24 protein-coding genes are annotated in these 24129 nt (G+C 45.3%); 6 read left to right on the forward strand and 18 right to left on the reverse strand.

The features are described 5' to 3' along the window. Nucleotides 1-158 precede the first annotated feature (158 nt). From ABD036_RS06375 to bioH, 4 genes are all read right to left on the reverse strand, one after another. A complete protein-coding gene (locus ABD036_RS06375) occupies nucleotides 159-1079 on the reverse strand; it encodes a cation diffusion facilitator family transporter (protein ID WP_343857698.1) in 921 nt (306 codons plus the stop codon). 159 nt (nucleotides 1080-1238) lie between these two features. Next, a complete protein-coding gene (locus tag ABD036_RS06380) occupies nucleotides 1239-2255 on the reverse strand; it encodes a putative metalloprotease CJM1_0395 family protein (protein WP_343857700.1) in 1017 nt (338 codons plus the stop codon). A gap of 7 nt (nucleotides 2256-2262) precedes the next feature. Next, nucleotides 2263-2583, reverse strand: a complete 321-nt coding sequence (locus tag ABD036_RS06385) for a hypothetical protein (protein ID WP_343857701.1) — start codon at nucleotides 2581-2583, stop codon at nucleotides 2263-2265. Nucleotides 2584-2662: 79 nt separating this feature from the next. Continuing rightward, on the reverse strand, nucleotides 2663-3448 hold the full coding sequence (gene bioH / locus ABD036_RS06390; protein ID WP_343857703.1) for a pimeloyl-ACP methyl ester esterase BioH: 786 nt from the start codon (nucleotides 3446-3448) through the stop codon (nucleotides 2663-2665). 39 nt (nucleotides 3449-3487) lie between these two features. On the opposite strand from bioH, the gene ABD036_RS06395 reads away from it, so the two are divergent. Further along, entirely contained in the window at nucleotides 3488-4180 is a 693-nt protein-coding gene (locus ABD036_RS06395) for a ComF family protein (protein WP_343857705.1), read from the forward strand. On the opposite strand, the gene ABD036_RS06400 is transcribed toward ABD036_RS06395, so the two are convergent. Continuing rightward, a complete protein-coding gene (locus ABD036_RS06400; protein ID WP_343857707.1) occupies nucleotides 4161-6725 on the reverse strand; it encodes a M14 metallopeptidase family protein in 2565 nt (854 codons plus the stop codon). The genes ABD036_RS06395 and ABD036_RS06400 overlap by 20 nt on opposite strands. A 188-nt stretch (nucleotides 6726-6913) precedes the next feature. Between ABD036_RS06400 and nfuA the strand changes: the two genes are divergently transcribed. Both nfuA and ABD036_RS06410 read left to right on the forward strand, forming a co-directional pair. Then, a complete protein-coding gene (gene nfuA / locus ABD036_RS06405; RefSeq protein WP_343857710.1) occupies nucleotides 6914-7492 on the forward strand; it encodes a Fe-S biogenesis protein NfuA in 579 nt (192 codons plus the stop codon). A gap of 11 nt (nucleotides 7493-7503) precedes the next feature. Further along, the gene (locus ABD036_RS06410; protein ID WP_343857712.1) at nucleotides 7504-7773 is read left to right on the forward strand and encodes a hypothetical protein; all 270 of its coding nucleotides are present in this window, start codon (nucleotides 7504-7506) and stop codon (nucleotides 7771-7773) included. On the opposite strand, the gene ABD036_RS06415 is transcribed toward ABD036_RS06410, so the two are convergent. Then, the gene (locus ABD036_RS06415) at nucleotides 7724-8983 is read right to left on the reverse strand and encodes an MATE family efflux transporter (RefSeq protein WP_343858016.1); all 1260 of its coding nucleotides are present in this window, start codon (nucleotides 8981-8983) and stop codon (nucleotides 7724-7726) included. The two genes, ABD036_RS06410 and ABD036_RS06415, sit on opposite strands and share 50 nt — an antisense overlap. A 124-nt stretch (nucleotides 8984-9107) precedes the next feature. Here ABD036_RS06415 and ABD036_RS06420 point away from each other — a divergent pair, with 124 nt between their 5' ends. Continuing rightward, on the forward strand, nucleotides 9108-10157 hold the full coding sequence (locus ABD036_RS06420; protein ID WP_343857715.1) for a polysaccharide deacetylase family protein: 1050 nt from the start codon (nucleotides 9108-9110) through the stop codon (nucleotides 10155-10157). 64 nt (nucleotides 10158-10221) lie between these two features. On the opposite strand, the gene ABD036_RS06425 is transcribed toward ABD036_RS06420, so the two are convergent. The 7 genes from ABD036_RS06425 to ABD036_RS06455 form a co-directional block, all read right to left on the reverse strand. Then, nucleotides 10222-11130: a dienelactone hydrolase family protein gene (locus ABD036_RS06425; protein WP_343857717.1), complete on the reverse strand. Its 909-nt coding sequence runs from the start codon at nucleotides 11128-11130 to the stop codon at nucleotides 10222-10224. 194 nt (nucleotides 11131-11324) lie between these two features. Continuing rightward, a complete protein-coding gene (locus tag ABD036_RS06430) occupies nucleotides 11325-11975 on the reverse strand; it encodes a GNAT family N-acetyltransferase (protein WP_343857719.1) in 651 nt (216 codons plus the stop codon). 8 nt (nucleotides 11976-11983) lie between these two features. Continuing rightward, nucleotides 11984-12616 (reverse strand): SCO family protein, encoded by a 633-nt coding sequence (locus tag ABD036_RS06435; RefSeq protein ID WP_343857721.1) that lies wholly within the window; start codon nucleotides 12614-12616, stop codon nucleotides 11984-11986. After that, complete coding sequence (gene cyoE, locus ABD036_RS06440; protein ID WP_343857723.1) at nucleotides 12613-13527, reverse strand: heme o synthase; 915 nt, start codon at nucleotides 13525-13527, stop codon at nucleotides 12613-12615. Before cyoE ends, ABD036_RS06435 begins: the two co-directional genes overlap by 4 nt. A gap of 9 nt (nucleotides 13528-13536) precedes the next feature. Further along, the gene (locus ABD036_RS06445) at nucleotides 13537-14520 is read right to left on the reverse strand and encodes a COX15/CtaA family protein (protein WP_343857725.1); all 984 of its coding nucleotides are present in this window, start codon (nucleotides 14518-14520) and stop codon (nucleotides 13537-13539) included. A 12-nt stretch (nucleotides 14521-14532) separates the two neighbouring features. Further along, nucleotides 14533-15099, reverse strand: a complete 567-nt coding sequence (locus tag ABD036_RS06450; protein ID WP_343857727.1) for a hypothetical protein — start codon at nucleotides 15097-15099, stop codon at nucleotides 14533-14535. Continuing rightward, nucleotides 15092-15823: an SURF1 family protein gene (locus ABD036_RS06455; protein WP_343857729.1), complete on the reverse strand. Its 732-nt coding sequence runs from the start codon at nucleotides 15821-15823 to the stop codon at nucleotides 15092-15094. Before ABD036_RS06455 ends, ABD036_RS06450 begins: the two co-directional genes overlap by 8 nt. A 21-nt stretch (nucleotides 15824-15844) precedes the next feature. Here ABD036_RS06455 and ABD036_RS06460 point away from each other — a divergent pair, with 21 nt between their 5' ends. Then, nucleotides 15845-16054, forward strand: coding sequence for a DUF2909 domain-containing protein (locus tag ABD036_RS06460; protein ID WP_343857731.1), 210 nt, complete (start codon nucleotides 15845-15847; stop codon nucleotides 16052-16054). A 20-nt stretch (nucleotides 16055-16074) separates the two neighbouring features. Here ABD036_RS06460 and ABD036_RS06465 read toward each other — a convergent pair whose 3' ends face one another. The 5 genes from ABD036_RS06465 to lexA all read right to left on the reverse strand — a co-directional run bounded on the left by ABD036_RS06465 (nucleotide 16075) and on the right by lexA (nucleotide 21411). Next, the gene (locus ABD036_RS06465; protein WP_343857733.1) at nucleotides 16075-16959 is read right to left on the reverse strand and encodes a cytochrome c oxidase subunit 3; all 885 of its coding nucleotides are present in this window, start codon (nucleotides 16957-16959) and stop codon (nucleotides 16075-16077) included. Between the two features lie 12 nt (nucleotides 16960-16971). Continuing rightward, complete coding sequence (locus tag ABD036_RS06470; RefSeq protein ID WP_343857736.1) at nucleotides 16972-17541, reverse strand: cytochrome c oxidase assembly protein; 570 nt, start codon at nucleotides 17539-17541, stop codon at nucleotides 16972-16974. A 12-nt stretch (nucleotides 17542-17553) separates the two neighbouring features. Further along, complete coding sequence (ctaD, locus tag ABD036_RS06475; RefSeq protein WP_343857739.1) at nucleotides 17554-19143, reverse strand: cytochrome c oxidase subunit I; 1590 nt, start codon at nucleotides 19141-19143, stop codon at nucleotides 17554-17556. Between the two features lie 10 nt (nucleotides 19144-19153). Next, nucleotides 19154-20308, reverse strand: coding sequence for a cytochrome c oxidase subunit II (gene coxB, locus ABD036_RS06480; RefSeq protein ID WP_425542548.1), 1155 nt, complete (start codon nucleotides 20306-20308; stop codon nucleotides 19154-19156). 479 nt (nucleotides 20309-20787) lie between these two features. Further along, entirely contained in the window at nucleotides 20788-21411 is a 624-nt protein-coding gene (gene lexA / locus ABD036_RS06485; protein WP_343857742.1) for a transcriptional repressor LexA, read from the reverse strand. 204 nt (nucleotides 21412-21615) lie between these two features. Here lexA and plsB point away from each other — a divergent pair, with 204 nt between their 5' ends. Further along, a complete protein-coding gene (plsB, locus tag ABD036_RS06490) occupies nucleotides 21616-24066 on the forward strand; it encodes a glycerol-3-phosphate 1-O-acyltransferase PlsB (protein WP_343857744.1) in 2451 nt (816 codons plus the stop codon). The last annotated feature ends 63 nt before the right edge of the window (nucleotides 24067-24129 follow it).

A 24129-nucleotide genomic window follows, 5' to 3' on the forward strand; every position in this document is an offset into this window, starting at 1 on the left:
ATGGCGCCTGTTATCAAAAATATGAGTTAACCTGAACTAACATGGGATAGCGAACGTTCAGGGAGTTATCTGGGCTGACAATTTAGACACCTATCAAGTGCTTGATTAGGTGCTCTTACAGACTTGTCTGGCTTATAAAATTCAAAAAATACCGACCATTAGTCAGCCAATTCAGGATCGCAAATAAATAATATGTCCATTATGATCGACGGATTCCATTCGCGCATGGCCGCTTCAGATTTTTTACGAATGCTATCGAGTTCGCGTACGGTTGCCACGCTAAACGATTCATCTACAATAATATGCACTAATAAATAGGTATCCCTGCCACTTTTGCTAATCCGCACTTCTATATGTTCATATGGAACCGCCGCTAAGGTTTGTTTCAGCCTTTTCTCGATCACCGAGGTCACCGCTTCCGGTGGCGCTTTATGAATCACCTCTTTAAGACTGTCTAACATGATTTTGCATGGAATGGGTAGGATAGCGAGGCCCAATATAACCAGTAAAAGTGGATCAACATAAGGAGCGTAGTCTGCAAATCCGTATTGTTCAAAGCAATAAGCAATGACAAATCCAATCAATATTGACGCACTCAATACACCGTCAATGAACCACGTATGAGCGTCAACACTAACCAAATCAGAACGTAGTGATTTGCTGCGATTCTTCATATAAAAAGAAATAGCGAAACATCCAATAGTTGCGAACACGCCGTAAAGCATTGCTAAATCATATTCAGCGGCATTACCACCCGCAAAGAGGCTCTGAATAGATCCAACAATCGCGTACAAACAAGTCACTATGATGATGAGTGATTTAAACAGGTTTAACGTTGGTTCAATTGCCGTGTAGCCGAAGTGAAATCTATCGTCATCAGGCAGTTGTACAAGATTCGCCACTTTAAGCGTTAATAGGGCCATAAAGAATGCGATAAGCGAATAGACGCCATCAAATAATATTGCGCCTGATTGCGTGGTTAGTGCAAAACCAAATGCAACAAACACAAACAATCCAGCCATATATAATGAAAGCTTTAGTAAGGTCTTTTCGTTTTGTTGGTGAAATCCAATTGCCATAATTGTTAAGGTAAAAAATAAGACGGTCGGATTCTACTCTCCTTTTTAAAATTTGATAGTCCTTTAACACTTAAGTTAATTAACCCGTTATAGCCCCTAATTAACGCTATCCAACCCTACGATTCTGAGCTATTGAACTGTGCTACATCGTCAAACGAGCTAAGCGCTTTGTTGAATACCTTGCGAGCGCGGTGCGGATATATTTTGATAGAAGTTTTCGATCACGGAAATGCGACGTTGAATGCCACTATCTCGGTTTTCACGCAGCGTGGCGAATTGTTGTGCCGATTCTTGAGCATCAATATCTAGCGCATCGGAATTATCAAGTGTGCGTATGGGTGGTTCGGCATTAAAACCATCGACGATTTCATCCAAACTAGGCACTTCGCCAATAACGTCGTTACGGGCTTTAATCGTGGGATCATTTGATTGTTCTTGCCCGGTACTTTGTTGAATTGAACGAGCCCCTAATTGCTGATCAATATTATCTGCAATTGCCTCTTTGACTTGTTCGATTTTCTCACGGGCTACATCAGATCGCGCTTCAGTGGCTAATTTAGTTGCTTCACTGGCAACACGTAAATCTTGCGGCGAGGGATCAGCGGGAGCTAAAGCAGCGGCACGCACTTGTTGCATTTTACGGATGGTCTCTTCTGGCGTCTTTTCTTCAGAGATATCGATGGGTACTTCGCCGCCTACTGCATATTGTTTACCATCGGGACCACTTTCGAATTCGTAAGACGGGGAACCAGCATACTGACCGCCCACAGCAGCATGTGCCTGTTCATGAGAACGCACTTCTTGATCTCGAGATTTTAGCTCTTCGATCTCTTTTTTCTCAGCGAGTTCCTGTTGCTGGCGCTGCTGTTCACTTTCAGCATTTTCTTTACCTGCACTGGGATCTTCAGCATTGTCCTGATTTAATAGGTCACCTTGGTCTGGTGTATTCTGAGCATTTTGTTGGGATTGGGGACGCTCATATGTGAGCTGTGGCTGTTGGCCTGGTGTTTTGACCCGATCTGACTCAGAGCCCACACCACTTTCGGCAGCAGAGTTTTCATTGCCACCGGTTTGTGGAATGGTTTCTCGTTGCACGTTTTCTCGCCGTGCCGCTTCGGTTGGGATATTCGCGGTTGGAAACAGAACAGCGGTTGGGATTGGGGTGACGATATTCATGACAAACCTATACTAGCTCATCGATGATACGGCCTACCGTGCCGCTGGCCACTTCAAGCACTTTGCCTGAGGCTTGTGCATTGAAACTGTTAATTTGCAGTGACAATAAATTATTGGTGAGGCTATCACCGCCTTGGGGGAGGAGCTGTTTCGTTTGACCGATTTGTTGCACTGCCGCGTTTGCTAGCACATCAGTAGGGGATTGCGCTTGGGCATTACGTTGCGCAATATTTAACGACGCTTGGGTGATACCCGTTTGGGCACGATTAAGTCCGAGCGTACCCGATATAATCGCTGAATTCACATTATTAGCTACACTAAATGACATTGATAACCCCCATTACCTGCTCAAATAATAACCCATTTAAGTAAAAAAAGGAAGTTAGCTTTTACGTTATTGCATAGCGCTAGACCTTGATGTCTGTGGAAAATAGACTTAGTAGCTGAGCAATAAACTCCTCTGGGTGAGAAATAAATGGTGCATGTGACGCATGGGCAAATATGTGCGTTTGACTATTGGGTTGCAAGGTCGCAATGGAGTTCGTAGCTTTTACCGGCACTAAACTATCGAGTCGCCCATACCATCGATGCGTTTCGCATTGAATTTCACTGATCCTAGTGCGTAAATCGGTGTCGGCTAAGATACGCAATCCAGCGCGCAATGCTTCAGCGTCTGGCATAGGATAATGCTGAATAAAGTCCCTAATGAATTTGATATCTTGCTTTGCCGTCGCCGAGCCTAATGCTTGGATAGCCATAAAGCGATCAAGGGTTTTGGTGTAATTATGCTCAAGCTGTTGCTCGAAGGTGTTCAGCACATTTGGCTTAATCCCTGGCCAATCTTCGTCTTGGCTAAATTTAGGGGAGGTGGCTAACAAGACCAACTTTTCAATATTGGTTGCATGTTCGCAGGCAATCTTCTGGGCAACGAGTCCGCCCATCGACCATCCTAATAAACTGCACTTGTTTGGTAGGCATTCGGCAACCATACTGGTAATACTGTCGAGGTCGTAGTGTGAAGGCAGCACACTGGCATTGCGGCCGTAACCAGGTAAATCGATAAAGGTAATGCGAAAATGATCTTCTAGTTGCTCAATAATGGACTCCCAAACGCCACTGTTTAATCCCCAACCGTGCAACAACACAAGATGAGGGCCTTGGCCTCGGGACTCAGTAAATAATGATGTCGTCATGGGATTTTCTTGACCTTTACAATACGTACAGAAGGATTTATGAATTGGAATAGTAGCAAAGGATGGCTATCGAAGTTAGCTTTAGATCAAGACTGTATCTTATGTAAACAAGTCAGTCAGGAGCTGCTCTGCCCAGTATGCAGTAATGACATTGAGCCATTCAATTTGCACCAATACGATTTCAATTTACTTAACCACATTCGTATTGCCCGAGAGCTTAAAACCGCAGAATTTGAGCGATTAATTGCGATTGGTGATTATCAATGGCCCATTTCCCAACTTATTTCTGATTTGAAATTTGCTCACAAAGCCTATAATGGTAAAGCATTGGCTGAATTATTCTGTGCTAACAGTTTGCCCGATGAGGCGATTCCGCAGGCGATCATCCCCATACCATTGCACCTAAACCGATTAGTTGAACGGCAATTTAACCAAACCGTCGTGATTGCCAAGCACATCGCTAAACGCTTAGATATTGACTGTCTGGCCGATGCGTTAACGAGGCGCAAAAAGACCCAAGCACAAACCCAATTAAACGCAACCCAACGGATCCGCAACGTGAAAAATGCCTTCGAGTTAAAAAGCAAGATTGTTTATCGACATGTGGCTTTATTCGATGATGTGATTACCACAGGCGCGACACTCAGTGCCGCAGTAGATTGCCTAAGCGGCGCCTACCCGACCATGCGGATAGACGCTTGGGCAATGTGTGTTACCCCTCAGAATCGATAAAGCCTGCCATGAATATGGCGTTACTCATCAATCGACTAGTACCGTACCAATAGCCACGGAAGTTGGGATTATTTACAAAACCAATCACGCGCCCTTTGCCCAACCGGTGCGCTACGATAGCGGCAGAGTCAGCAATGAGATCTTCTAATTCATCCGAGGTGTAACCTGCCATCAATGGTTTCTCAGTATATTGGGCTACTGTGATAAAGGGCTTTTCAGGCATCAGCAAAACATCATCACTGTTCCTAAATACCGGTAACAACTCGCGCGTAAATCCATATGCCAGAGGGTGGCTGACATCTAATTTGGTCGCAAATGCGGCGCCAGCAATTCGCTGTTTGGCATCAAACGCTTCTTTGTCAGCGAACACTAAGCCTTTGGCACTGAACGCGCCTGTGACTTCGGATTGCTTCATAAAGTTGGCTTTGAGCCATTCTTGCTTTGCAAACCACTTGGTAGCTGACTGCTGACCGATTAACACTCCCCCTTCTTTCACCCAAGCGTCGATTTTATCCGCGGTAGACTCTGAAACCTGATTGTAACGACCACTTACCCATATCATGTGGGTATAGTCATCCAAGTTAGTGTTGCCGAGTCGGTCAAGGTCAATAATGGAAACTGGCATGCCGACATGATTGTCCAAATAGTGCCAAGTTTCACCCGCTTCATATTGCGACGTACCTAGTCCACCAACAATCATCACTTTGGGTAGTGTCACAGGCTCCATTTTTGAGCTGCCCAAGTCGATCCCCTGTCGGGTTAAACCACTTTTAATTGACCATACCGGAACAGACAGTTGTTGCGACAAATCGGCAATAATACTCAGCAGATTATCCGGTTGCTCAAGTGCGGTAGGGATCACAATAGAGCCTGCTGCGAAGCTGATGGTGCCGCTATTAGTTGTCGCTGAAAAGGCACTTTGTGCAATACGCGCTTGCACGTCATTTTCTAGCAAGCGCTGCAAAAATTTAGGCGAATAATAGTCTTGCCAAGCAAAACCATAAGCATACGCGCTGCTGTCTAACTCAGGGATTTGTGGCTGCCCTAACGTCGCAGGCTGATCCGATACTGATAGGCGACGCATATTGCTTTTGCTCACAGCAGAATATGCAATATTAAATGACAGTGGCAGGTTCCAGTTAGACACATCGTAAAAGGTATTGTCGGTAAACCGTTTACGCGTAGAAAACAGTGATTTGATTAGGCGATATTGAGGTTGCTCAAGGGGCACAAAGATAGTGTCTACCGCAGCATAAGTTACATCATCTACCTTGGCATCTTTGTTGAGCTTGTAGAATCTAATTTGGTGCTGTTGAAGAATGCGTTTGAGCTGATTGAATTTTCCAATATCACTGCTTTCGCTGAGCAAATAACCGCGTTCATCATCGTTCTTAAGCAAATCTTGAGTTTCATTGACGAACTGCGCTTGGTAGTCCAACAACGCTTTTTTGTTGTTTAACGCGCCAGCAAAAGTCGAAAGGGAAGTCGTCACTTGATTTTGGATAGTGCTGGAAAAAGCCAATGAGCCGTTGATGGTCTCTTGCAAGTGACCGCGACTACTAGCTTGCTCAAACAGGATACCGATACTGCCATGAGCATCAGGGTAGGTAGAGCCCTTACCATAATAGAAATCATCAAAGGCTTCTTGAGTGAAATAAAGCTGTTTGGACTTATCCAAGGCCGCAGCATGGAAATCACCTAAGGCTTCGGTCAATTTCACGTTTTGGTCGGGCGTCCATGGATTTTTACGTGATGGAATACCGGGCTGAAAAAAGTAAGTGCTGTTAGGTCCCATTTCGTGGAAGTCGGTTAACACATGTGGACGCCACTGGTGAAATTCTTTGATCCTAGCGCGTGACTCTGGATGGGTTAACAATAACCAATCTCGGTTTAAATCAAACCAGTAATGATTGACTCGACCACTGGGCCAGCGTTGTCGATGTTCGCGATTGTTGGGGTCAGCCACCAAATTCTGGCTTTTGTGCATATTAGCCCACTGAGCAAAACGTGATAGACCGTCAGGGTTTACGGATGGGTCCAGAAGTACCACATTATCATTGAGCAGTTGATCAATTTCAGGCCCTTGACCTGCGGCAAGATAATACGCAACTAACAAAGATGCATTGGCGCCTGATGGCTCATCACCATGCACACTGTAGCCCATCCACAAAACAAGAGGCTCGCTGGGATCAGGTGTTTTACCCGAAGAAATCGTGTCTAAATGACGTTGTTGAATGCTCGCTATATTCGCTTGGTTTTGCGGTGACGTAATGGTTAACAGCAGCAAAGGTCGGTTTTCATGAGTACGGCCGGTTTCTTTGATGGTCACCCGGTCAGAATGTTGCGCAAGAACGCGCATATACTCTACCAACTGGTCATGACGCACATGCCAAGTCCCAACAGGACTACCTAACACTTCTGCTGGCTTAGGTATGGCAGGATCATATTGAATGCTTTGAGGTAGGTAATCTAAGTCTGACATGGCAAACACGTTGACATGGGTAAATAACAATATCGCTATTAAGCGGACTCGCATTGAATTCATAAAGGGCTCTTTTCTGTCGTTTTTAACTAAATGGTCATCAGAATACAAAAGATCAGTGTCCATACCGGCCTAGCAACTTAGTATGCATTAATTATTTTAAAATTTCATAACAGAAGGTCATTACTTGAGTGTTTTACTCAAGTATTTCTGTTAAACTCTCACCATGTTCAAACCGATCAGGAATGATGATGATTACTATTTCTGAAAGTGCCCAAGCGCACTTTGTCAAACTGCTTGAAAAACAAGAACCTGATTCAAATATCAGAGTATTCGTTGTTAACCCAGGTACCCCAGGCGCAGAGTGTGGCGTGTCATATTGTCCGCCCGACGCGGTCGAAAGTTCAGACACTGTTATTGAGTTTAACGGCTTTGATGCCGTTGTGGATCAAGAAAGTGCGCCCTTCTTAGAAGAAGCCGAAATTGATTTTGTCACCGACCAAATGGGCTCACAGTTAACGCTTAAGGCCCCTAATGCTAAAGCGCGTAAGGTGTCTGATGATGCTCCGCTAGAGGAACGCATTAGCTATATGATCGAAGCCGAAATTAATCCGCAATTAGCCAGTCATGGCGGCAAAGTATCATTGATGGAAATCACCGAAAAAGGCGAAGCCGTGTTGCAATTCGGCGGTGGCTGTAATGGCTGTTCAATGGTCGATGTGACCCTCAAAGACGGCATTGAAAAGCAAATGCTCGCTGCTTTTGCGGGTGAATTGACAGGCGTCAAAGATGCTACCGAGCATGAAGCTGGCGAGCATTCATACTACTGATCACCAGGCCGATGAAAAATCTGTTTTTCCGCTGGGGAAGCAATCCTCATAAAAGCTGGGCCGATTTTAAAATCGGCCTTGGCATTTTTGTGCTCGGCGTGGTGCTGATTTATGTGGGTTTACAGTTTTGGATTTTTCTGCAAATTCCCGCGGTGATATTGCTGGCGGTCGGTTTTTTGATTGCCGCTAAAGGCTACTTAGGCATTTTTGCCAATCGCTTCTCACAGACCCTCAATCGATTAGGCGGTGCTGCCGAGCGAGATAAACAAAATAAGCGCTGAGACTGACCCCGCGAAACGCAAGTAAGGCCAAAAGCGCTAGCCACAGAGCCCAATTTCCATGTTCTTGCAGAAACCACCAAACAGGAAAGAAAACTAATAGTGCACCTAGCACCATGCTATTACGCATCGCTTTGGCTCGCGTTAGCCCCACAAACACGCCGTCCATCAAGAAACACCAATGCCCAACCAATGGCAATGCATACACCATGGGTAAAAATTGGTAACTAGCCTCTCTAAGCGATTCAAGATCGGTGAGTAGATGAATAATAGTGACGCCGAAAAAGATGAAAAGCAGGGTATAAACGAGAGCAAAACCATTTGACCAAAACAGGCCAATCAAGGCATTTGATTTTAACTCGCGGGGGCTTTTTGCGCCCTTAGCTTCGCCTATTTTAGCTTCGACACCATAGGCCACCGCATCGAGTCCAAGGGAAATCAATACAAAAAACTGCATTAAAATGGCATTGATAGCGGCGGTTTGTTCACCGAGCCTGAGTCCCTGAAATGTCATGAACACCAAGCACGCTTGCAATGCCAGATTTCTGCCCAGCATAGCGGAATTGAGTTTGCTGATGACGGATAAACTTTTGAGTCCTAGCCATGAAAACTGCAGGTGGCGGATCCCGCCTTTAAAGATATACGTCAAGCTCGCAAACGCAATGAAGTATTCAACAAACACGCTGGCACCAGCAACCCCTTTTACATCCCAATCGAACACATAGACAAACAGTAGATTGAGACCAATATTTAACAAATTTCCGGTAATCTGAATTGCCATAACTGCCCGAGCCTGTTGTTGGCCTAGCATCCAGCCAATGAGGGCTAAATTGGCCAGTGCCGCTGGCGCTCCCCACAAACGAACATAGAAGTAATCTTCAATGACCTTGGATACCGCATCATTGGCATCCGTGAAGACAAAACTGACGTACAGAATGAGTGGACCCAGTGCCAGGATCGCCGCACCTATCACTACAGCACTGAATAAACTTTGATATAACACGCGGCTGGCGGCTTCAGTAGATTGTTGTCCTCGAGCCTGCGCGCTGAGCCCTGTTGCTGACATCCGTATGAAACCACAAATCCAATATATTTGGGTCAACACCAAAGCGGCAAAAGAAGCACCGGCTAAATAATGACTGCCTTGCATATGCCCCAATACGGCGGTATCGACCAGTCCCATTAATGGCGCGGTTAAATGGGCAAGTAACATTGGCACGACTAAGGCTAGTAGTGCGTAGTGGGCGCTGCGCTTTTTTGCACCAAGACTAGGTTTGGCATGGTCTAATGAATTGGGCAATGCTAGGATCTCTTATTGATAGCAAAGGGGGTTAGTTATGCACATCATACAAAAATTGATCGGAGCCGCGTGTTTCTTTTGTTGCTTTACTGCGGCGACTTTTGCCACTACTGGGCATGGCGTGATCTTAATGTATCATCATGTCAGTGATCAAACACCACCGAGTACCTCCATCAGTGCTGAAAACTTTGCCAAGCACATGCAGTATTTGGCAGAAAATCATAATGTGGTGAGTTTACCCAAATTAATCGAAAGCCTAAAAACGAGCAGCCCACTGCCGGGTAAGGCGGTCGCCATCACCTTTGACGATGGTTATCAAAATATTGCACAAAATGCCCACCCAATTTTGCGCAAACACGGATTTCCGTACACCATCTTTATCAATCCCGATGTTATTGGTAATGAAAGCCAACAACTGAGCTGGGAGGAAGTAGCCGAGCTGCAAAAAGAGGGCGTAACCTTTGCCAATCATACCAGTAAGCACAAGCACCTGTTATTAGGTAGCGAGCAAGATGACTGGCTAGACGCTACTCTCAAAGACATAGAGCATGCCGAAGCGGTGTTGCATGAAAAAACGGGTCATAGTCATAAATTATTGGCCTACCCTTATGGCGAATACAATCAAGCGTTAAGTGAGGCCATTCAAGAACGTGGGTATATCGGATTTGGTCAGCACTCAGGCGCAGTCTCAAGCAACAGCAATTTTGGTGCACTTCCACGTTTTCCCGCGGCTGGCATTTATGCCAATTTAGACACCTTAAAAGTGAAGTTAAACAGCTTAGATATGCCTGTAATAGCGACAAAAATCCAGCAACCGCAGTTAACTTTTGCGGATCGCCAGCCAACCCAAACGGTGACCATAGAAACCAGTGATATCTTGTCGAACCAACTTGCTTGCTATTTTGAAGGGCAACAAATAAGCACCCAGTGGCAACAATCCAGTTTCACCTTTTCATTTGAAAAGCCGTTGTCTGTTGGACGCTCTAGAGTTAATTGCACCGCACCGAGTCAACGCCATCAAGGTCGATTTTACTGGTTTTCACAACCTTGGTTTGTGCCCACAGAAGATCATCAGTGGCCGGATTAACTGGCACACTAAAACAACCTGAACGCTGAATAATAAGTGCCCCTCAATAAGGCAATTTTTACGCTTAGCTGGTCTTAGGTTGACGCAAATGAGTATTGAAAAAATCCAAAGTTCTTTGCCACGCTAATTCAGCCGCGGGTTTGTCATAGCGACTAGTTGAGTCGTTGTGAAAGCCATGATTCACACCAGCATAAACGTGCGCGGTATAGTTAACAGAATTTTCTTTGAGCACAGCTTCATAGTCTGGCCAAGTAGCATTGATGCGCTTATCCAACTCCGCAAGTTGAATAAGTAAAGGCGCTTGTACCTGATTAACAATCTCTGACTTAGCCGGCGAACCGTAAAAGGGCACCGCCGCATCTATTGTCTCAGGAATACTGGCGGCCAACATATTGCTGATGTAACCACCGAAGCAAAATCCCACCACACCTAACTTTCCATTGCCTTTGTCGTGCGCCTTTAAAAAGGTCGCGGCGGCAATAAAGTCTTGTTCAATTTTATCCCTGTCCATCGAACGTTGCATCGCTCGACCGTCGTCGTCATTACCTGGGTATCCGCCCAAAGGAAACAAAGCATCAGGAGCAAATGCGATAAAACCGGCTTTGGCTAGGCGTCTTGCAACATCTTTAATGTAAGGGTTTAACCCACGGTTTTCATGCACCACTAATACACAAGGTGCCGGTGTTGTTAGTGAGTTAGGCTGCACCAAATAGCCTTTTCCTTGACCGTGGCCTTGGGGTGAATCATAGGTTTGGTAACGGGCGGTAATATCGGGATCATTAAAGGACACTTGTTCCGCTAGCGCATAATTTGGCGTTAGCGAGTCAGCGATAGTTGAGATAGCCAACCCACTTAGCGCAAGTGAAGACAAACGAGTGAGAAAGGTTCGGCGATCAATGTCACCGTGGGCATATTCGTCATACCAATCGAAAGCTTGCTGGGGAATGACTTGGTTTTTGGTTTGAATCGCCATGGGGTATTTTCCTCATCAAAGTGTATCGCCCACCCTTTAAGCTAACGGTGCTAGCGGCTTTATGGTAAGCATAGAAGTATCAAGCGGAATTAGGTAATTCTCAGTTGAAATTGCGATCTTTAAAGCGTTGCATAGTCAGTACAATCAAATCGCACATAGTGCTAGAAAGTGATACGCACAGCGCCAGAAAAAGACTAACGTAACGATTTGCACATGTGAATATGGGCACTAAGACCTAACGCAATCCCTTCATCTGTGGGCGAGACTGTATTAATTGGCTTGAATCCAAAAGACTGGTAACTCTTAAGTGCGGCGTCATTAGTCGCATTTAAGTCCAATATTAAACGCGTTTTACCCAGTGAGCGTGCTTGTTGTTCACAAAAATCCAATAACGCTTTGGAGTGCCCCTGACGACGATATTTTGCACCTACCGCTAAATGGCCGACGCTGAGCGATTGATCGTCTGGAGTTTGCACTAACTGCGCTAAGTGTTGGCTGTTACGCAGAATCAATGCACAGTCTAAACCACTGAAGAAATTCAAAAGGCTCGTTAAGGTGGCTTGTTTAAATGAATCGGGCATAGGGTTAACCCAAAAGCTCACACACGCTGAGAGGTCGCTTCCATGTCGAATGACGTATTGATTTTGGTAACCGAATTGGCCATCTGCAGACTGCAACGCTTGCCGTAAGTAGGCGACACTGATTTTTGTTCGCTGAGCGGTGGTTAAGTCGTCTTTATGGCCGCTGAACACACTATTGAGGTTTTCTGCTGCAGAAGCATAGATAAGAGAAGCGAGTAACTCGGCATCAGATTGCTGCGCTTGCACCACCACAGGTGTTGGCATAATCACCTCTATCGAGTGACGAGTATTGGCATATCTTCAAGTATTTGCTGACTGTCGCTAATGGCCAATTTTCCGGGTTCAAATTGCGGCTTAAACCTGCCAATTACATGCCCTTTAGGGTTGATCACGGTAATCGATGAGCTATGGTCGACAAGGTAATTTGGGTCATTCATATCGTCGCTCATGGAGTACATCATGCCCATTCCTCTTACCAGCGGGAACAGCTGCCTATGCTCTCCAGAGGTAGCAATAAAATCTGGATTAAAGAAGTTCACATATTGATTAAGGCGCTCCGCCGTATCTCTAGCAGGATCGACAGATAAAAACCAAACTTGAACAGGAAACTCAGATTCAATGTTTGATAGTTCAGGATAGATCTTTTTTAACTCCGCCATAGTGGTAGGACAGATATCGGGACAGAAGGTATACCCCACAAACGCCAGCGTCCAATGATCCAGCAGATGAGAGTTGTTGAAGCTCTCGCCATTTTGATCATAGAGCTCAAAATCTGGTAACGCACGTGCTTGCGGGTACTCACTCAGATATTTCGTCTCACCCGGGGGCGCTATCACCACCGCCACATACAATCCTGCGATCAATGCAAGTATTGCAACAATGCCGACTAAGGTCTGCTGTTTCATAGTGAGAATTTAAAGTAGTGATCTACCAGCAACACAACGAAAAGCACCATCAAATGCACGATGGAAAACCCAAAGGTCTTCATGGCAGTGGCTTCATTGCTAGCAAACTTCAGTTTCCATGCGTAATACATAAAACCTGCATTTAATAACGAGGCACCCACTAAGTAGATTAAACCTGACATACCGGTTAAAAAGGGTAACAAGCACACGATAGTGAGTAGTAATGTATAAAGTAGCACTGATGTTTTGGTAAATTCCACGCCGTGGGTCACGGGCAACATAGGGATCTCAGCCTTGGCATAATCTTTAACTCGATGTATTGCCAACGCCCAAAAGTGGGGCGGTGTCCACGTAAATACAATCAATACCAGCAACAATGCGTGAGAATGAATTTCGCCTGTTACCGCTGTCCAACCAAGTAACGGTGGCGCTGCGCCTGCCAAGCCACCTATAACGATATTTTGCGGCGTGGCACGTTTTAGATACATGGTGTAGATCACTGCGTAGCCAACCAAACTTAATAAGGTAAGTACCGCAGTGAGTCTATTTACCCATAACTCTAAGCAAAGATATCCCGCCACACCTAACAGCAACGCAAAAAGTAGTGCCCGTTTTGGGCTAATTTTGCCTTTCGTCACAGGTCGATTAAAAGTTCGCGCCATTTTACTGTCGATTTTGCGATCGACCACATGATTTATGACCGCCGCAGCAGATGAAAGTAACCCTATACCGCCTAGCCCTGCGACTAGAATTTGCCAACTAACCCAACCGTCAGTAGCCAAGCACATGCCCACCAGTGCCGTTAACAACAGTAACATTATTACTTTTGGCTTGGTTAGTTCGTAGTAGTCTCGCCATGTTGCAGAAGCACTAGGTGCTTTTGCGTAGGTTCCGTCGATGGTCTTTTGCACATCGGTCTCCTAAGTCTTTCGGTACAGGGTGTAGCAGAGCTTCACCATAATCAATAATAAGAATGCCGCTACCGCGTTGTGCATCACCGCAATCGCAATAGGTAGGCTGAACAATACGTTACTGACACCCAGCATGATTTGCAGACCTAGCACTAATACCAAGCCGATGACCATGCTTTTAATCATCTGCGAGGCAGCATTGACGTAAAGTCTGATTGCAAGCCAGCATAAATAAATAAAAGTAATGATGGCGCCAATTCGATGCGCAACGTGCATGGTCATACGTTCCTCTGCAGTGTGGGCACCGAATTCGTAGTTTTCGGCAGCAGGCACGCTAAAAGCGCCAGCAATATCAATTTTACTTACCCAGTCATCACCACCACCGCACAGTGGGAACTCGACACACGCCAGCGCAGCATAATTAGCCGACGTCCATCCGCCCAACGCAATTTGTCCGACTAGTATCACAATACCTAAGGCACTGTATTTGGCGAATTTCTTCATCGCAGCGTCACCGCCGGGAATCCGATAATCTGACAAACGTAGGTATAACAAATACAAGCATGAAAGTACCGCGAACCCGCCCAGCAAGTGCCCCATAACCACCACCGGCAGTAGGTTTAGCGTCACCGTCCACATACCTAAAGCGGCCTGGAAACAGACGAGGCACAATAGGAAAAAAGGCAGTTTGACTGGACTGTGATAATTACGCTTTATAAAGCTAATAATGAAGATCGCTAATATCACTAATCCAAGCATCCCAGCGGCATAACGGTGGATCATTTCGTTCCACGCCTTATGGGCTTCAAACGGACGGTCTGGAAATGCATTCTCTGCTATTTCAATATGGCTTTGTGTCTTAGGTACAGTGAGGTGGCCGTAACACCCTGGCCAATCTGGACAGCCCAAACCCGCGTCAGTAAGTCGCGTATAGGCACCCAGTATAATTACCACAACTGCAAGCATAACGGCTGCCAGCACTAATTTTTTCATTACTACCATTCCCTAGCCGATACGGGAGAGTTTAAGCACTTTTCGCAAATCGGCCAATATATCGCGACTTTGTTGAATCGCTTCTTCTTGTTGTTGTTTTAATGAATACTTTAGAATGATATTCCCTAACGTATCGACGATGAAAATACCATCTGTGGCGCCATCTTTAAACACCTTATTTACATTTTGTCGTGATGTGGTTAACACTTGAATGTGCGGATGGTTATTCATTTCGGTATTTTCAGGACGTTCACTGTCTTCCGTTAGCAAAACTAACGGCTCTACGCGGTCAGATTCTTTACCTAGCGCAACCCATATTTGATTAATGCTATAAAGCGCATTCTCACAAGATGCAGAGCAATTTTGCGGCATTACATACAATAGCCGCCATTTGGCTTCGAGATCAGATGATACTGGTGTTAAATCAAGGGTCGGCGACAGCAACTCGCCACGATTAGTTGATGCTTTATTGAACCAGTCAAATTGGAGGGCAAAATAGGCCAGAACTACGGGTAATACAAATACCACGACCATAAGCATTGGGGTTTTACTCTTAGGCTTGGGGTTTACCTCAGTCATGAGTTTTAGATCTCCTTTTTCGAAGTGCAACAAAATAAATGATGACGCAGGCCAACGCCAATCCAAACCACTGGAGTGCGTAGGCATAATGTTTTTCGGGGGCCATGACCACTGGCTGCCAATTTCTGACAAAGCCCATTTGATGTTCAGGTGCTAGTTGCATGACTACCGGTAGCAATGGGTGGTCTAAAAACGCACTCATCAGGGTCAAATCGATACTCTGGATAACGCGAGGCCAAGGAGCCGATGCAGTCGCTGTTTCTGTCACCATGGGATTATGCGTCGGCACCGCACTTATGCCATAAAAAGAATAGGTATCTTGGTTGAGTTGAATTTGCGGTAACTGATCTCGATACGCGTTGGCCTTTATCCAACCAAAATTAATCATCAACACACCGGACTCAGTCTCAAGTGGCACTAATACATGGAAACCCACTTGACCAGTTTCAATTCGATTGTCTAATAAAAATACCTTATCGAGCTGCAGCGCCCCTTTAACCTCGAAAGGTAAGTCACGCCTGTCTTGCTCGTTAAGCACAGTATCCAATGACAATCTAGACACCGATTGACGTTGCTCAATTTGTGTCACACGCTCTTGCTTCTCTTGCGCTCTTTGCATTTGCCAAAATCCTAATGAGATCAGCAAAACAACCGCAACCAAGGTGAAAAAAGTGGCAAAGTAAGGTGGTTTCTGGTCTGATGAAGACTTTGAATCTGTAGTCATTGAGTAGAGGAGAAATCGATTTTGCTAGTTAAACTAATCGTAGGCGGATTGCTGCTGTTTATGGTGTACAACCTGTTTCGCGCCATGGTGATTATGCTGAAAAACGACCCGGACCAGCCTCCTATGAGTAAATATATTGGAAGACGGGTTTTGACGTCCGTCATTATTGTGATTTTATTATTACTAGCAGTTGTGACTGGATTGATTGAACCAAATCCGCGCCCGTATTAATGGGCGCGAATTATCAGTTTCTATAAGATATAAACAAACAAGAACAGCATTACCCAAACGACATCAACAAAGTGCCAATACCAGCTTCCTGCTTGGAAGGCAAAATGATTGTCTGGCGTAAAGTGACCTTTCAACACCCTAAAGAACAATACCATTAAAATGATAGTTCCCAGCGTCACGTGCATTCCGTGGAAGCCCGTCAGTAAGAAGAAGGTGTTGCCGTAAATACCTGATTGTAAGGTGAGGTTCATTTCTGTGTATGCGTGGATATATTCTTCCACTTGCATGAACAAGAAGATACAACCCAAAACAATAGTGACACCCAACCAACCTTTTAGGGCTTTTCGGTTTTGCTTTTCAAGCGCAACGTGTGCCATATGACAAGTTACCGATGAGATCATCAATATAATCGTATTGTATAAAGGCAGACCAGTCCACGGCATCGCAGTGGTTTCAACACCTGCGGGGGTGGTTGTCAGTGGCCACATAGCCTCAAAATCAGGCCAAAGAACCGCCGCAGTACTGGCATTATTACCCGCGCCATCAAGCCATGGAATAGAAATCATACGGGCATAGAATAACGCGCCAAAGAAGGCGGCAAAGAACATCACTTCCGAGAAGATAAACCATGCCATGCCTTGACGGTAAGAGCGCCCTAATTGTGCGCTATACAACCCAGACATAGATTCTTCTATCTGATTTCTAAACCAACCCACTAGCATCACTAGCAAAGTTGCAAAACCAGCGGTAAGGACCCAGCCGCCGTAGCCTGATTCGCCGCGAGTTTGTTCGACAACGAAATTGCCAGCACCAAAGGCGATTAAGAATAAAGCCACCGCGCCAACAATAGGCCAAGGGCTTTGCTCGGGAACATAATATTTTTCGTACTCTTGTTGTTGTGCCATTTTTTTTCCTTTTTAACCTTGATTCATTGCAACATCTTGGGCACTAGCGGTTACGTCGTACAAGGTATATTGAAGCGTAAAAAACGTAATATCTTTGGGTAGTTGTGGATCAATATAAAACTTCATCGGCATTACCGCTTCTGCACCTGCCGCTAAGGGCTGGTGATTGAAGCAGAAACACTCAGTCTTATTGATATATAGCGCTGCTGTTCCCGGTGATACCGAAGGAATAGCCTGAGCTACATAATCTTTATTAGTCGCATTTTTAACGTAGAAATCGACTTGGTTCATCTCGCCAGGAAAGACTTCCACTTTACGTGTTTGAGCCTTGAATTCCCACGGCATGCCTGTATTCGTACGGGTGATAAACTCAATGGTAATTTTACGCGACCGATCAACTTCTACCGATTCATAAACGGCTGCTGAATCTGCGGTACGACCATTGATACCGGTAATATCACAAAATACGTCATACAGCGGAACCAACGCAAAAGCAAAACCGAACATCAGGAACACAGTGGCGACAAGCTTGAAAACAAGCTTGCCGTTTTTGTCCTTTTGATCGTGCTTTGCTTCGCTCATGTCAATCTTCTTTTATTTGATCACAGGTGGTGTTTCAAAGGTGTGATAAGGCGCTGGAGAGGGGATTTCCCATTCTAGTCCTTCCGCCCCTTCCCACACTTGTGCAGAAACAGGCTCACCTTTCTTACGACACGCTTTGATCAGCAAGGCTAAGAAAATTAGCTGAGATAGACCAAAGGCAAAGCCACCTAAAGAGATCCACTTGTTGAAGTCAGCAAACTGCAATGCATAATCAGGAATACGACGAGGCATACCCGCTAATCCGACAAAGTGCATTGGGAAAAACAACACGTTTACCGAAATCAATGAACACCAGAAATGCCATTTAGCCAAAGTCACATCGAACATCTTACCGGTCCACTTAGGCAACCAATAATAGACCGCGGCCATAATCGAGAAGATTGCGCCTGTCACTAGTACATAATGGAAATGCGCTACCACAAAGTAAGTATCATGGTATTGGAAGTCTACCGGCACTATTGCCAGCATCAAACCAGACAGCCCACCAATGGTGAAAAGTACGATAAAGGCTAACGCGAACAACATAGGTACTTCGAAGGTCAAGGACCCGCGCCACATAGTAGCAACCCAGTTAAACACTTTTACCCCAGTAGGGACTGAGATCAGCATAGTGGCAAACATAAAGAACAGTTCGGCCCCCACCGGCATCCCTGTCGTAAACATGTGGTGAGCCCACACAATAAACGATAGCAAGGCGATTGACGTTGTTGCGTATACCATAGACGCGTAGCCAAACAGCTTCTTACGCGAGAAGGTTGGGATAATCGCCGAGATAATACCAAATGCAGGCAAAATCATGATGTACACTTCAGGGTGACCGAAGAACCAGAATATATGCTGGAACATTACAGGGTCGCCACCACCAGCCGCATCGAAGAAGCTAGTACCGAAGAACTTATCAGTCAAAACCATTGTTACTGCACCGGCCAATACCGGCATTACGGCGATTAACAAGAATGCCGTAATTAACCAAGTCCACACGAACAACGGCATTTTCATCCATGTCATGCCTGGGGCACGCATATTGAAAATCGTCACTATGACGTTAATCGCTCCCATAATGGATGAAATACCCATAATGTGAACCGAGAACACAAATAGTGCGGTAGTGTCATTCGAGTATGTGGTAGACAAAGGCGCGTAGAAAGTCCAACCAAACGCAGGACCGCCACCTTCCATAAACAAAGATGCTAGAAGAATTGTGAAAGCACCCGGTAGTATCCAGAAGCTCCAGTTATTCATTCTTGGCAGTGCCATATCTGGCGCACCAATCATCATTGGTACTAACCAGTTAGCCAAGCCTGTAAAGGCTGGCATTACAGCACCAAACACCATGATCAATCCATGCACTGTGGTCATTTGGTTAAAGAAGTTTGGCTCTACTATTTGTAAACCAGGCTGAAATAATTCAGCGCGGATCACCATGGCCATTGCGCCACCAATTAAAAACATGATGAACGCGAACCACAAATATAGGGTACCTATATCTTTGTGGTTGGTTGTATATAGCCAACGTTTTATGCCGCTGGGAGCATGGTGATGATGGTCATCGTGATCTAGTTCTGTTGTTGCGGTACTCATAACCAACCTCCTATTTTCCGTTTATGACGGCATTGACGTCTTTTGCTTGAATCATATCGCCAGTGTTATTGCCCCAAGCATTACGCTCGTAGGTTACCACTGCTGCGACTTCACTCATCGTAAGCTGCTTACCAAAGGCCTGCATTGATGTGCCTGCTTTACCATTCACAACAATATCGATATGACCTTGAATATCATTTAGCGCCATTTCGCTACCCGCTAACCCAGGGAATACGCCCGGAAGACCTTGACCATTGGGTTGGTGACACGCGGCACAGGTGCGCAAGTAAACTTGTTCGCCAGTACTCATCAGCTCTTCCATGCTCATATTCATCGCTAGTAAACGCTGCTCTTCTTCTTTGGCTTTGCGTTGTGCTTCTTGTTGCTCTGAAATCCATGCCTGATAGTCAGCAGGATCTTTGGCAATGACCACAATTGGCATAAAGCCATGATCTTTACCACACAGCTCAGCACACTGGCCACGGTATATACCTGGCTCATTGACGTTAGTCCAAGCTTCATTGATAAAGCCAGGGTTTGCGTCTTTTTTAACTGCAAAGTCAGGCACCCACCAAGAGTGAATAACATCATCAGAGGTTACTAAGAATCGCACTTTACTGCCGGTAGGAATGACAAGTGGTCGATCTACTTCAAGTAAGTAATTCTCACCTTTGTCGAATTTGTTGTTGATCTGCTCAGGCTGAGTAGCAAGTGTAGAATAAAACTCAACGTCATTATCCATGTACTTGTAGTGCCACTTCCACTGAGACCCGGTCACCAAAACGGTCACATCAGGTTCACTGGTATCTTCCATTGCGATCAAGGTTTTGGCAGCTGGAAACGCCATAACGACCAAAATGATGAAAGGGATAATTGTCCAAGCAATTTCTACTTTGACACTTTCATGGAAATTAGCTGGTTTAGCGCCACGTGATTTGCGATGGAATATCATGCTCCAAAACATGACCGCGAATACAAGCACGCCGATGACTACACAGATGATAAACATCAGCATATGTAAGTCGTAGACTTGCCCACTAATATCAGTGACACCTTTGCGCAAATTCAACTGATATTGGTCAACAGCTGAACTGGTTTCTGCTGAGACAGCAAACGCAAAGCAACTAACTAGTAATGCTAATGCGCTGGACCATATCTTTTTCACTCAACACCTCCTGTTGAAATAAGTCTTTGCCAAGGGAGTAACGAACAGTGATTAACCGCAAAAAAACTCAGTAGTGGTAAATGACTTGATTTATTTTTGTTATGACGTTGTAAAAAGCGGTATAAGAATCACCCAACTTGGCGTTTGAGTCTAGTGTTTTTTGTTATTCTTTTGAACAAGCGCTTGATTTTTATCCAAAATCAGCTTGTGTGCATTTTTTATGAGCAAAACCTATTTCTACAGTACGCCAAGCTTTTGGGATCAGATGAGTGCAGATCGACGATCTTGCTGTTACTTTAATCAGTTAAAGTGAAAAACAAAGCAGATGAAAATGGACTTCATAAAACCGGCTCGACTCATGAAGTGCAGATCGACTTTAGTCATGTTTAAAAGGCTTGCCGGATAGATAAAATTGGCTCACTACGAGGACATCCTTGTCCTCTAACGCTGTTTTGAGGTGGGCAGTTCGCTAACTCTTTTTACATCCAATCGGCGTTACGAATAACACCGACGGCAATCCCTTCGATATTGAAGGGTTGACTGGCTAAATCGACTTTAATCGGACTGAAGTCTTCGTTCTCAGCATGTAACAACACTTCGCGGCCGCGTTTTTCAAGGCGTTTTACGGTAACGTCTTCATCCACACGGGCGACCACTACCTGACCATTGTGCACATCGGTGGTGCGATGAACAGCCAACAGATCACCGTCTAAAATGCCAATGTCTTTCATACTCATACCGCTGACCCGCAGTAAAAAGTCAGCGCTGGGTTTGAATAAATCCGGATCTACTTTGTAATGACATTCTACATGCTCTTCTGCCAAGATAGGTTCACCCGCGGCCACACGACCGATAAGTGGCAATCCGAGCTCTTCGATTTGATCATCTAGAGGAACATTCAATTTAATCCCACGAGAAGTGCCAGGTAAGATATCTATCACGCCTTTTCGCGCCAACGCTTTTAAATGCTCTTCAGCGGCATTAGCAGATTTAAACCCTAAGGTTCGAGCTATTTCAGCGCGCGTGGGAGGCATGCCTGTTTCAGACATAGTGGTTTTAATGATCTGTAAAATTTCTTCTTGTCTTGGAGTTAGTGGACGCATGACCAGCCTGTTTTTCTATACAGTTTAACTGTCAGTATATACAGTTAATGTTAGAAAACAAACATTGTTATGATCAATTCAAAAGGTTTTCCGCTGATTCTTCGTGGCAAACTCAAAATTTAGCTTTTCAACCGAGCATAAAAAGGCATAATTCACGGCTTCGTGCTATGCTCCCGTTGATTTTGAAACCTCAAGGTGTGATATATGGTCTGGCTGCATAAATTGCTGCTTTCCTTGTTTACGTTACCGGTTAAATGGCTGGTGAAAGTAAATAATATTCCTACAGATATCGAAAAAGAGTTAGGAATAGACAAAAACAAACCGATTATTTACGTGTTGCGGACTCACTCCATTACCGACCAATTGGTATTGAAGATGTCCACGCAAAAAGTTGATCTTCCCAGCCCTAACAAGACGATTCGCATCGGCAAGGAAGAACACAGCGCCTGCGTATTTTTAGAACAACCGCAGTCTTTGGTTGGACGCACCATCAAAGGTACCAAAATAGCGGCTGATTTCACTCACCTATTTAAATTGCATCGCGAAGACGAAAGCCTCGACTTGCAAATCGTGCCCGTCACTATTTTTTGGGGTAGAGCACCAGGAAGGAAATCGACCGGGTTAGCCGATTTACTGGCCGACAAAGCATCGCCCAGCTGGTTACGTAAATTCTTTATCGTGCTGTTTCTAGGTCGCGACAATTTCGTTTCATACAGTAAAGCCGTTTCGTCGCGCGCTATGACTAGGTTACCAGGCACTGAAGCGGAAATTGCCCACAAACTGATAAGGTTAGCCGGTACTCACTTTCATCGTAAGCGCCAAGCATTCAATGGTCCAACCTTGTTAGAGAAGCAAGAGCTATATAACTCCATTCTGGGCTCTTCGTCGGTTAAGAATGCCATGGCCGAAGAAGGCAGACTCAAAAAGCTGCCGCCCGAAAAAACCAAAGCCTTGGCCAAATCCTATATTAATGAAATTGCCGCCGATTATCGTGAAAGCCTGATCCGCTTCGGCGACCGCGTACTGACGCGTATCTGGAACAAAATATACGATGGCATCGATGTTGGTCATGCCGATAAAGTGAGAGCCTTGGCGCAAAAAGGCCACGAAATTATTTATGTGCCTTGTCATCGCAGTCACATGGATTATTTATTGCTTACCTACGTTATTTACCACGAAGGCTTAGTGACACCGCACATTGCAGCCGGCATCAATCTCAACTTCTGGCCCGTAGGCGGCATTTTCAGACGCGGAGGCGCCTTTTTCTTACGCCGCAGTTTCGCTGGCAATAAACTGTACACCGCGGTTTTCCGTGAATACCTTGAATTGCTTTTCAATAAAGGCTATTCCGTTAAATATTACGCTGAAGGCGGTCGCAGCCGCACTGGACGTTTGCTGCCCCCCAAAACGGGGATGCTCGCCATGACGTTGCAGGCCATGATCAAGGGCGTGAATCGTCCGGTCAGTATCGTGCCTGTTTACATTGGTTATGAACACGTTATGGAAGTTGGCAGCTACCTTAAAGAGCTCAAGGGCAAGAGTAAGAAAAAAGAATCCTTTTTAGGCGTTTTTTCAGCGGTCCGTAAACTTAAAAACTACGGTCATGGATTCTTGAATTTCGGCGAACCCATTCAACTGAACAACTTCCTCGATTCGCAAGTGCCAAACTGGCGAGAGGCACAAGGGACTGACTCTGACAAAAAGCCCAGTTGGCTAACGCCCACCGTCAATATTCTAGCTAATCAAGTGATGATGCGCATCAACCAAACTGCCGCCATCAGTGGTATGTCAATCTGTGCGCTGTGTTTGTTGTCGGCGAAAAAGTCTGCCATGGGTCAAAAAGAACTTGAACAGGCAGTCGATGACTACCTGCATTTGCTGAAACTCTCACCTTATAGCAGTTTAGTCAGCTTACCGGAGAAAACCGGCGCTGAGATTGTGGCCAAGACCCTTAAATTAGGCAAAATGCGCGTCACTGAAGACAGTTTCGGCAAGATCATTTCGTTAGAGCGTCGCAACGCCGTGGCCCTGACTTACTATCGAAACAACATTCTGCATTTATTTGCCATGCCAGGGTTAATAGCCGCTATTTTGTTTGCCAAAAATGGCATGGAGAAAACCAAGTTACTCGATCTTGTAATGCGATTGTACCCGCTGTTACAACGTGAATTGTTTTTGTACATGAGCAGCGAGCAAGCCCGTGAGTATGCCGAAAGCCTGATACACAGCATGCAAGAGATGGGCATGATCGTGAATAACGGCAAAAAGCTAACTCACGCTGACGCCACTGCCACTTCATTCTACTCATTGTGGCTACTCAATCGTTGTGTGCAAGAAACCTTGCAACGCTATGCGTTAGTGCTGTCATTATTAGCCAAAGAAAATAAAATGAGTCGCAGTGCATTAGAAAAACAAAGCGCCAAATTTGCCGAGCGATTATCTTCCTTGCACGGTATCAGCTCACCTGAGTTTTTCGATAAAAATGTACTGGCGACCTTTGTAAACGCGCTAAGAGAAAATGAATTACTGGCAGATAGTGATGATGGCCAACTGCAGCACTCGCCAATCAGCGAAAAGCTCAGACAAGATATCATCGGCTTAATCGCACCAGAGATTGCGCAGCGATTAGAAAAGCTGTACGCACAACAAGCTTAAATCAGAAGTGAATTTTTGGGGGCTTGGGTTTGACCAAAGCCCCTAAGTTTAAAAGAGGTGTAA

Origin of the sequence: Aliiglaciecola litoralis, from assembly GCF_039523355.1 — a bacterium.
GTDB lineage: Bacteria > Pseudomonadota > Gammaproteobacteria > Enterobacterales > Alteromonadaceae > Aliiglaciecola > Aliiglaciecola litoralis.

Coding starts and splice junctions, on each gene's coding strand:
- ABD036_RS06375 (WP_343857698.1), bottom strand. CDS start 1,079: ATGGCAATTGGATTTCACCAACAAAACGAAAAGACCTTACTAAAGCTT.
- ABD036_RS06380 (WP_343857700.1), bottom strand. CDS start 2,255: ATGAATATCGTCACCCCAATCCCAACCGCTGTTCTGTTTCCAACCGCG.
- ABD036_RS06385 (WP_343857701.1), bottom strand. CDS start 2,583: ATGTCATTTAGTGTAGCTAATAATGTGAATTCAGCGATTATATCGGGT.
- bioH (WP_343857703.1), bottom strand. CDS start 3,448: ATGACGACATCATTATTTACTGAGTCCCGAGGCCAAGGCCCTCATCTT.
- ABD036_RS06395 (WP_343857705.1), top strand. CDS start 3,488: ATGAATTGGAATAGTAGCAAAGGATGGCTATCGAAGTTAGCTTTAGAT.
- ABD036_RS06400 (WP_343857707.1), bottom strand. CDS start 6,725: ATGAATTCAATGCGAGTCCGCTTAATAGCGATATTGTTATTTACCCAT.
- nfuA (WP_343857710.1), top strand. CDS start 6,914: ATGATTACTATTTCTGAAAGTGCCCAAGCGCACTTTGTCAAACTGCTT.
- ABD036_RS06410 (WP_343857712.1), top strand. CDS start 7,504: ATGAAAAATCTGTTTTTCCGCTGGGGAAGCAATCCTCATAAAAGCTGG.
- ABD036_RS06415 (WP_343858016.1), bottom strand. CDS start 8,983: ATGTTACTTGCCCATTTAACCGCGCCATTAATGGGACTGGTCGATACC.
- ABD036_RS06420 (WP_343857715.1), top strand. CDS start 9,108: ATGCACATCATACAAAAATTGATCGGAGCCGCGTGTTTCTTTTGTTGC.
- ABD036_RS06425 (WP_343857717.1), bottom strand. CDS start 11,130: ATGGCGATTCAAACCAAAAACCAAGTCATTCCCCAGCAAGCTTTCGAT.
- ABD036_RS06430 (WP_343857719.1), bottom strand. CDS start 11,975: ATGCCAACACCTGTGGTGGTGCAAGCGCAGCAATCTGATGCCGAGTTA.
- ABD036_RS06435 (WP_343857721.1), bottom strand. CDS start 12,616: ATGAAACAGCAGACCTTAGTCGGCATTGTTGCAATACTTGCATTGATC.
- ABD036_RS06445 (WP_343857725.1), bottom strand. CDS start 14,520: ATGAAAAAATTAGTGCTGGCAGCCGTTATGCTTGCAGTTGTGGTAATT.
- ABD036_RS06450 (WP_343857727.1), bottom strand. CDS start 15,099: ATGACTGAGGTAAACCCCAAGCCTAAGAGTAAAACCCCAATGCTTATG.
- ABD036_RS06455 (WP_343857729.1), bottom strand. CDS start 15,823: ATGACTACAGATTCAAAGTCTTCATCAGACCAGAAACCACCTTACTTT.
- ABD036_RS06465 (WP_343857733.1), bottom strand. CDS start 16,959: ATGGCACAACAACAAGAGTACGAAAAATATTATGTTCCCGAGCAAAGC.
- ABD036_RS06470 (WP_343857736.1), bottom strand. CDS start 17,541: ATGAGCGAAGCAAAGCACGATCAAAAGGACAAAAACGGCAAGCTTGTT.
- ctaD (WP_343857739.1), bottom strand. CDS start 19,143: ATGAGTACCGCAACAACAGAACTAGATCACGATGACCATCATCACCAT.
- lexA (WP_343857742.1), bottom strand. CDS start 21,411: ATGCGTCCACTAACTCCAAGACAAGAAGAAATTTTACAGATCATTAAA.
- plsB (WP_343857744.1), top strand. CDS start 21,616: ATGGTCTGGCTGCATAAATTGCTGCTTTCCTTGTTTACGTTACCGGTT.